The sequence below is a fragment of the Wolbachia endosymbiont of Drosophila incompta genome, assembly GCF_001758565.1.
Taxonomy (GTDB): domain Bacteria; phylum Pseudomonadota; class Alphaproteobacteria; order Rickettsiales; family Anaplasmataceae; genus Wolbachia; species Wolbachia pipientis.
Window position 1 is genome coordinate 906,422 of record NZ_CP011148.1, and the last position, 8,154, is coordinate 914,575.

Sequence of the window (8,154 nt, forward strand, 5' to 3'; positions counted from 1 at the left end):
TTTTAAAAAACATAGTTGATACCAACTAATTTTTTCAACAGCTTCATCGAAAGTATTAACTGAAAGATTCGTTAATAGCATCCATTCTAGCGGTTTTTTTTAAGGGAAGGGGAGTTTTCTCAACAACATAAACTGCATAAAGTGGTAATTTAGGTAGTTCTTCCGTCTTATGCCTAATATTATTCTTAGATGGATTCATCATAAACTTTCCAAATCTAACTTCCAAACGTGCTGTTCTTTTTGGCTTATTATCTTTTACAGGAACTTCAACTTCTACCGTACCTGCACAATGAGAGGATTTAATAAATGCCCATAACTTCTGCTCACCTTTTTCAGGATATCGAGATTTTCTATTTACTGCTCTATCTCTGCATGCTCTAACTAGCACTGCCGAATTAAGATTATGTGCAAGCTCAAAAAAGTCATATATATCTGCTTCTCTATCGCATACAGTTATAGTCTCAGTTTGAGTTGGATCAATAATATTATTTGTTTTTCTTAAAGTTTCCAACCACTTTACGCTTTCTTTATCTTCAATGCGATCGCTCTTTTTTTTAAGGTTCTCAGTTTCTTCAGGTCTTGAATAAACTTTTTGATCTAGTATCCCTAGTACCAAACCTTCTATACTAACGGCAAGAGCTGTATGCATTATAATACCTTTTGCAGTATCATAACTGGACAAATTTGCTAATCCGCTTGTTTTTTTATGGTTATTATATACAATGTAACTGGTATCTTGAATGACAAGAACCCTCTTGTGAGCTTTTGTTCTCTCAACCGTCTTATTAATATGTGTAGCTAAAATATCACTTTCTTTTACATTCTCATTTTGAAAAAAACGTTAGAGGTTGTCCGGAAACAAGTAAAATTCTATAATATTCCCTCTTTCAGGTAATTTTGTCAAACATATCAGCAATCTTTACTAATCGCTCAGTTAACCTTTTATCTCCAAATTCATTTTTAGCCCATTCACTACTTTTACTTGCCATTTTACACCCTCAATATTTGCAAACTTTAATATTGTAATATTTTACTTTTTAGTCCATTTATATTTGTGGGTAATAGTAAGGAATGACACCGTCTTGGATGGAAACCAGTGTCAGCTACTTTCATGACACCATCACAAGGTGAAACTGGATCCCAGTGGGCTTTGTTGCATCGCTCAAGCGAAAAGAACTGGCAGTTACTGACAAAATTCATTATAAATAGCCATTTAACTGTTGAAGAAAAAATATGCCACAAAAAATGAGAGTCAGTAACTGCCATGAATATAACAAATTTCTCCAAGAAAGAGGAAGCATTTTTTGTTATATCAATGACGCCATAGAAAATTGGTACGAGAATTGTCCAAAAATGCAGGGCGGCAACTATATTTATAGTGATAAAGTTGTGATTTTGGTGCATATAATCGTCAGTTTCTTTAGAATTGGTTTAAGACAAACAGTCGGGTTTATAAAAGGGTATTTGCAACAAATAGGAAGAGATTTGCAGCTATTCACAAGCATCAAAAGAAACTTAATATTAAGATAAATGATTGCAGAAAATAATATGGAAGATATCGAAATTGCTATAGACAGTACAGGAATTAGTATATACAACAACACACAGCAAGGAAAATAGCACTGACAGAAAATATCGTGGCTATGAGCAAACGAGAAAATTGCACGTAATGTTGAATATAAACAACAAAAAAGCCATAGCTGTAAAATACAGTAACGGCTGATCACTATGGAGCTTGTGATTTGCTAAAAGAAGTCGATTTTCAGTATGTCATAAAAGTACTATATGCAGATAGGGCATATGACAGAGAAAAGCTCTATAAGCTGTGTAATCAATATGGTATAAAAACGAAAATTCCTCCGAAAAACAACGCAGCAGAGCATCCAAAGTTAGACTATATGGCTGAGAGAAATTCTGCAGTCAAGCTCATAAAGTCATATGATGAAGATGGTATAAAGAAGTGGAAAAAAGAGATGAGTTATGGAAAAAGATCTTATATAGAAAGTTTTTTCTCGCAACTGAAACAAACATTCGGGTTTAGTTTTAGGAATAAATCNNNGATAAATCGAGAAAAAGAACTAAATGCTATTTGCTTAATAAATTCACTGATATTGGTATGGCTAAATTTGAGATAGCTTCATAAATTTATTGTGCGTTACCTACTATCCGAAGAGCGATGCAACAAAGCCATCCCAGTGTCAGCTACTTGGATGACAAGAAAGGGAGCACTGGAATGACAGGAGAAGGGGGGCTACTACCGTCATAAAGGAACCAGTGTCAGTTACTCGGATGATACCTTTTTCTACTTAATTTGGGTTATGCAAGAAGTCTATTCGCGGTATAGATTCCGCTAACACGTAGCGGGATGACGGTTGTCGGTAAATCTAAGTCAGTTTAGCTATATGCTTTTAATTCCCCCAAAAGGAGAATTAAATATGTGAAGTTCTAGTTGATATGACTTAATGAATGGTTAGTTTAAATTACTAATTTATTTAAGAGATTTTGATAATATTTAACCCACTCGCTTTTCTATTTTCCATATCACGATGTGCTTGAATTATTTCATCAAATTTATATTTTTTATTGATCCGTACAGTTAAAAGTTTTTTTCTTATCATCTCGAAGATTTCCATTGTGGTAAGCACTAATGTGAATCTATCATGCTTATAATGGTATATTGAGGTTCCAGTTGCAAATAACGAACGTGAACTAAGTAAAGAAAAACTAATAGGAGCGTTACCTGATATCTGCCCATAGGAAACGTATATGCCGAACCTGCCTAAAGATTCAAAAGAAAGCTTGCTTGTAGCGTAACCTATAGGGTCATACACTGCACCTACTCCTCTGTTTTGCGTAATCTCCATAACTTTAGAAACGAAGTCTTTATCATTGTAGTTTATTGCGTATGTGCAGCCACCTTGTAAAGCTATCTTCATTTTTTCATCAGAGCTTACAGAACCTATCACTACACCTTTTTTATCCTTTGCCCATTGGCATATTATTTGTCCTAAACCACCATTAGCCCCATGAACTAGCACGAAAGCACCAGGCCTAACTTTATAAGATTGATTAACTAAATAGTGAGCTGTCATACCTTTAAACAGCACTGCAGCAGCAACTTCATCAGATATGTCATCTGGAATTTTTATCAGATATTTCTGGTGTATAATGCGCTTTTCACAATATGCCCCTGGAGGAGCTGTGCAATATCCAACTCTGTCTCCAACCTTCAATCCATCACTGATTTTTTTACCAAGCTTTTCAATAACTCCCACTGCTTCTACCCCAAGCACTGATGGTAAATTTTTAATTTTGCGCGTACCTCTTCTGTGCTCTAAATCATAACGATTTAAGCCGATAGTTGTGTGACGTACTAAAACTTCCTCGCCTTTTGGCTCACCTATACTCTTATCTACAAATTCTAATACTTCTGGTCCCCCAGTTTTTTTAATTTGTATAGCTCTAACCATGATGAATATTAAGATAAAAACTTTGATTATGTTATCTAACAATTAATATTTTGCAAAGTTATTGTTTTCACAATCAATAGACTTCTTGCGTTACCTCCTGTCATTCCAGTGTCAGCTACTTGGATGACACCCTATTGATTACTGAAATGACACGGTTTGCAAACATTCTGTTACTTAAGCTTAAAGAACGTGTATGATAGTGTTATTTCGCCCAAATCTTTTGTATTACTATCAAGCATTATCTCAGGATCTATATAGAAAGATACGGGCATAGCTGCTTTTTGTTTTGGTAGCAACATTTGCTCTTCAAAACAAAAGCATGCAACTTTATTGAAATACTTACCTGCTTTGAAAGGCGTAACATTATACACCGCCATACCAAATGAAGGCTGATCAGATAGATTTTTTGCGTAATAAAACGCTAAACTTTGTTCTCCTATGTTTACGTCAACGTAGTTAGTTTCTGATTTAAACTCCCAAGGTAGATCGGACATTATATCAGCATTGAAATGGACCCTGATCTTTTGGTTAGTTATATTTGTTGTTGTGTTAGTTACTTTTCTTATTGTGCCACCATACCCAGTAGCTTTACAGAAAATGCTATATAGAGGTACCGATGCATATGCAAGACATATCATCAACACAACTAAAGATACTAAAAAGAAAACTATAGAATTCTTACTGCCTTTCCTTAAAAAGGAAAACATCTAATCCCTATTGTTGAACAAGTTAAGTAACCTGAGTAGATTGAGAAATATATTAATAAAGTCAAAATAAAGATTAGTTGCACCGAGTATTGCCAATTTAGTAGTAGCAACTTCTGATCCGTCATTATGTTTATAATAAACGTCCTTGATTCTTTGAGCATCATACGCAGTCATTAAGGTAAAGACTATTACTGATATGAACGATATTGCAAAGTGGAGAGGACTACTTCCAAGAAATAAATTTACTATAGACGCAATGATTAACCCCCAAACTCCCATAATCAAGAAAGAGCCCATACTTGTAAGATCTCTTTTTGTAGTATTGCCATATAAAGCCATAGAGCCAAACATGATTGATGTAATGAAAAACGCCCTTGCTATATTTTCTGCAGTATAAACTATAAAAACATAAGATAAGGAAAGCCCCATTAACACTGAGAACGAGAAAAATATAGTAACGGCAGACTGAGCACTTAGGTGTTGAATTCTATAAGACATGTAGAACACCAATGCAACCGGAGATAACATTACCACAAGCGATAGAACGGGATTAGAATAAATTACTTGAAAAAGACCAGAAAATACTGTTAAAAATGCAACAAGCCCTGTGACGCCCAAAGCTAAAGCCATGTAATTATATACTTTAGTTAGGTAACTTCTAAGCCCAGCACTATAATAAACGCCTTGAGAGCGAATATCCTGTTCATTTCTCATATAAGACATAATATAACTCCTTTTATCCATTACTTAACACATTATAATATAAAACCATATTTTTATCAAGTGTTTTTATTATAAACAGCTATGCGCTGGCATTTGTTTTAATATAAATAGAATATAGGCCTATTGCTGCTGCGTTTGAAACATTTAAACTGTTAATTGCATTTGACATTGGGATTTTTAAAAGATAATCACAATTTTCTTTAACTAACCTCCGCATTCCTTTCTCTTCAGAACCAAAAATAATTACTCTTTTTTTCTCAAAACTCTTTATTTCATCTATATTTTCTTTAGCATTGCAATCAAACCCGTAACACCAGTAGCCGACCTTTTTTAAATACTGCATAGTTTTTACTATATTTGTAACGTATATTAGCGGAACAATATCTAAAGCCCCACTTGCTGCTTTTGCAATAGATGCATTTTCACTCGGTGAATGGTTATGTGGTAAAACCAATGCGTCGACATTAAAACAAGCTGAAGTTCTTAAAATTGATCCAATATTGTGCGTGTCAGTGACTTGATCTAAAATGACTATAGTAGAACTGTCGTTTGAGCTTTCAGCTACTTCTTCGATGCTTAAGTTATAAAGAATAGGGGCAACATTTAAAGCAATTCCTTGATGGTTAGCACCTTTGGGTAAAACGTCATTAAGTATTTTGTTTTCTACTAATCGAACTTTAATGCCCTTACTATTTGCATATTGCTTAATTTCTTTTTCGTGTTCTCTATAGAAATTTTCTGTTACTAACAGTTCTATACACCGCCTATTTTTATTCTTCAGTGCTGACATGCAGGTGTGCTTTCCATACAGCCAAAAATTCTCATTAGTTTTTGACGATTTCATCGTATTATTGAAAATCGGGTTTTTATAGAATAAGCAACATTTTACTATGTTTGAATATTGTTGTAAAATTATACAATTCGATTAATGCGTTTATGTCGGACGATGAGTTGGATTGGCAAAAAAATGTTAAGCCAATAAAATGTGGAAAAGTTACTTTGAAAGTTGATCATAAAGTAAATATAAAGTCTATGGTTGATAAAGGTACCTCCGACTTACAAGGGAATTTTCTTAATACCAATAATAGTAACTCATCATTTTGTCTTGACCAAAACACAAAATCAAAAGTTGATAGGGGTAAATATTTTATAAGCGATAAGCTCGATTTGCATGGCTATAATATAGAGGATGCTTACTGTAAATTGATAGATTTTATTATCAAAAATTATCGAGCAGGAAATAGATGTTTATTGGTAATTACGGGATACGGCAGTGCAACAAACAAAACAGATACTATAAAGAGTAACTTAAATAAATGGTTAAATGACACTAAAATCCAGCATATGGTTCTATACTACCAACAAGCTACGAAAAAACATGGTGGTAAAGGGGCTTTTTATGTTTTATTAAGAAGGAATAAAAACCTTGAGTCCTGATACTTAAAATTCCTTTTAAGCCTTAATTTTTCTTGTATAACCATACAGTGTTCGGCAGCGCGTGACGCACAACTGTGCGAACATTGTGATTTGGGTCTACCAGGAAGGATGTCTCCCAGTACCTCTTTTCTCGTCATCCCGCTACGTGTTAGCGGGATCTCATTTCACTTTATGAGGGTGTCATCCGAATAGCTTGATTACTTGGATCCAGATTGGATACTGAGTTGGTGAGTATAAAAGTATAGCTTCTACGTCATACCGCCGCGGTATCTCAGCCGCTAACAAATAGCGGGGTGACGAGTTACTATACCGCTGCGAACCGTCATACCGCGATTTATTCCATAGCTGTACGAACATTCATTTTTGAAGGTAAACTGCACAGCAAATGGTGTCATTCCAGTGCTTGACACTGGAATCCAGCCGGCTTTGTTGCATCGCTAGCTATTCTGTCTTAAAGATAAAAAAGGTGGAGAATATCAGTAGCTTATTATTCTGGTATTTATAACAAGAACGGTCAGTGAATACCTAAATTTGAGTAAAAGAAATTTCACTACCACTCACTAATCCGGCTAAAATTCAAGAATTTCAATGCTTTAGCTATTTTCAATAGAATTAAATTTATTAATATAAATAACAAGTTACTATTCTTAAATTTGATCAGATTGATTGCAAAAAAAACAAGATTTTCAATAAGTTGCTTATAATCCTAATTATAGTTAGCCTTTCATAAGTAGCGATGCAACAAAGCCATTCCAGCGTCACGCGCTGCCATGTGATATACAATTTCCTTCGAATTACAACGTACGTGCGCTCTATATGCACTTGATTGACAAATGCTCTCTTATCAAAATCTCAAGAATCTGCACTATATTTAATGCTGCGCCTTTGCGCAGGTTGTCAGCCACTATCCACATATTTAATCCGTGCTCAACAGTATTGTCTCTTCTAATACGCGATACATATACAGCATTCTCCTGTACAACATCAATTTGAGTTATGTATTCACTATCTTCACGCCTGTTGTACACTAAAACTCCACTATCTTCGGCTTCACTTAGCACTTCACGAGCTTGTTCTTCAGTGATATGTTGATCAAATTCCACATTTACTGCCATAGCGTGACCGATAAAGACGGGTACCCTTACACAAGTTGCAGTAACTTTTATATCTTCCTCTAAAATTTTTTTTGTCTCCTCTTGCATTTTCCATTCCTCTTCTGTAGAGCCATTTTCCATGAATTCTCCTACATGGGGAATGCAATTGAATGCTATTTGCTTAGAGAATATCTTGGGTTTTTTAGCTTCGTTCATAAAGATTTTTTTTGTCTGGTCATAGAGCTCATCCATTGCTGCTTTGCCTGCACCAGAAGTTGATTGATAAGTTGAAGCAACGATTCTCTTTATTTTTGCTTTTTGGTGTAATAGATGTAGTACTAGCAGCATCTGTATTGTAGTACAGTTTGGATTGGATATTATGTTGTGGTTTTTATATTCCATAATTTTTTCTTTATTAATCTCTGGAATAATGAGTGGCACACCCTCTTTCATTCTAAAATGGGAACTGTTATCTATCACGATGCATCCAGCCTGTGTTGCAATTGGTACATACTCTTCAGAAACATGAGATCCAGCACAGAAAATGGCTACATTAGTTCCAACGAAGTCATAATCCTCAAGGCATAAAACTGTTAACTCTTTGTCACCAAAGCTCACCTTCTTCCCTTCTGATTTTTTCGATGCAAGTGCAATAACGCAATCTATCGCCTCATCTTGAAATTCAGCAAGCGTGCTTAATACCTCACGCCCTACTCTTCCGGG

Annotated in this window: 7 protein-coding genes and 2 pseudogenes; 2 read left to right on the plus strand and 7 right to left on the minus strand. The window is 34.9% G+C overall.

The genetic code is table 11. The features are described from left to right. Positions 1-12: 12 nt before the first annotated feature. Positions 13-989: pseudogene (locus WG67_RS06365) on the minus strand (IS4 family transposase); the annotation flags it as partial. A gap of 25 nt (positions 990-1,014) precedes the next feature. Next, positions 1,015-1,404: a hypothetical protein gene (locus WG67_RS07330; RefSeq protein WP_179943772.1), complete on the minus strand. Its 390-nt coding sequence runs from the start codon at positions 1,402-1,404 to the stop codon at positions 1,015-1,017. Here WG67_RS07330 and WG67_RS08625 point away from each other — a divergent pair. Then, positions 1,300-2,143, plus strand: a pseudogene (locus WG67_RS08625) (IS5 family transposase). The gene WG67_RS07330 and the pseudogene WG67_RS08625 overlap by 105 nt on opposite strands. A gap of 349 nt (positions 2,144-2,492) precedes the next feature. Here WG67_RS08625 and WG67_RS04070 read toward each other — a convergent pair. From WG67_RS04070 to rlmB, 4 genes are all read right to left on the minus strand, one after another. Next, positions 2,493-3,470, minus strand: coding sequence for a quinone oxidoreductase family protein (locus WG67_RS04070; RefSeq protein ID WP_070356946.1), 978 nt, complete (start codon positions 3,468-3,470; stop codon positions 2,493-2,495). Positions 3,471-3,640: 170 nt separating this feature from the next. Beyond that, positions 3,641-4,177, minus strand: a complete 537-nt coding sequence (locus WG67_RS04075) for a cytochrome c oxidase assembly protein (protein ID WP_070356947.1) — start codon at positions 4,175-4,177, stop codon at positions 3,641-3,643. Beyond that, positions 4,178-4,900 (minus strand): Bax inhibitor-1/YccA family protein, encoded by a 723-nt coding sequence (locus WG67_RS04080; RefSeq protein WP_010962942.1) that lies wholly within the window; start codon positions 4,898-4,900, stop codon positions 4,178-4,180. Between the two features lie 79 nt (positions 4,901-4,979). Then, a complete protein-coding gene (gene rlmB / locus WG67_RS04085) occupies positions 4,980-5,744 on the minus strand; it encodes a 23S rRNA (guanosine(2251)-2'-O)-methyltransferase RlmB (protein ID WP_038199241.1) in 765 nt (254 codons plus the stop codon). A 92-nt stretch (positions 5,745-5,836) separates the two neighbouring features. Between rlmB and WG67_RS04090 the strand changes: the two genes are divergently transcribed. Further along, positions 5,837-6,337 carry a Smr/MutS family protein gene (locus WG67_RS04090; RefSeq protein WP_010082340.1) on the plus strand — a complete coding sequence of 167 codons (501 nt, stop codon included), beginning with the start codon at positions 5,837-5,839 and terminating at the stop codon, positions 6,335-6,337. 812 nt (positions 6,338-7,149) lie between these two features. Here WG67_RS04090 and WG67_RS04095 read toward each other — a convergent pair. Then, positions 7,150-8,154: aspartate-semialdehyde dehydrogenase (locus WG67_RS04095; RefSeq protein WP_179945716.1), on the minus strand; the 1,005-nt coding region annotated here is incomplete at its 5' end.